At 46.0% G+C, this 1,113-nt stretch carries 1 pseudogene; it reads left to right on the top strand.

Annotated elements, in window-relative coordinates:
* Positions 1-1,109, top strand: a pseudogene (locus R8O11_RS25095) (YjiH family protein); the annotation flags it as partial.
* Between the last annotated feature and the right edge of the window lie 4 nt (positions 1,110-1,113).

Below are 1,113 nucleotides of genomic sequence, written 5' to 3'. Positions count from 1 at the left end.
TCACTATCCCTGTTGCAGTCATGGCAAAAGTCATTCCTGCCTTACTTGGCGATGCACTTATTGCTATCGTTACCGCTATTATCGCTTTCATGGCTGTCGCTTCTGTTCTTTGTAAAATTTTCAAGCCAGCAGCGATCCTTCGTAACGGTTTCTTAAACGGACTTTTCAACCCGTCTCCACTTTGGCTTGTTGTTCGCCTAATCGGTGGTGCTGCGGTATTGATGACGTTCTTCCAAGTAGGTCCAAAAGCGATTTGGGAAGAAAACACGGGCGGCCTTGTTTTAACTGGTCTTCTACCAACGCTATTCGCAGTATTCATTTTTGCTGGCCTTCTGCTTCCTCTACTACTTAACTTCGGTCTTCTAGAACTATTTGGCGCGCTATTAAGTAAAGTAATGCGTCCGGTATTTAACCTACCTGGCCGTAGTGCGATCGACTGTATGGCATCATGGTTGGGTGATGGCAGTGTGGGCATCCTACTGACAAGCAAGCAGTACGAAAACAAGTTCTACACTCAACGTGAAGCGGCAGTTGTTGGTACAACGTTCTCAGCGGTATCGATCACATTCAGCTTAGTTGTTATTGCTCAGGTTCAACTTGAACACCTGTTCCTACCTTTCTACGGAGCTATCTGTTTAGCAGGTATCGTGGCTGCGGTTATCATTCCTCGTTTACCGCCTCTAAGCCTGAAAAAAGACCGTTACATTGACGGCAGCAAGCCAGCAGAAGATGTAGATGCAGTGCCAGAAGGTCACACGACATTCTCATGGGGCATGGACTTAGCTCTAAAACGCGCTGCAGAAGTAAAATCTGTTCAGTCTGTATTCAAAGAAGGCGTACACAACGCTATCGATATGGTGTTTGGCGTACTGCCTGTGGTTATGGGTTTGGGTACCGTTGCACTAGTGATTGCTGAATACACGTCAGTGTTTGAGATCCTTGGTCAGCCATTCATTCCTTACTTAGAGTTGCTACAAATTCCTGAAGCGGTACAAGCATCGCAAACTAGCGTGGTTGGCTTTGCAGATATGATTATCCCTGCGATTCTGGCGGGATCTATCGACAACGAAATGACTCAATTTGATAACGCAGCAATGTCAGATAAACAGTAGA

The organism is Vibrio sp. 1288 (assembly GCF_033344475.1).
The sequence above is the reverse complement of the archived record's forward strand: the minus strand, read 5'-3'. Positions and strand labels throughout refer to the sequence as shown.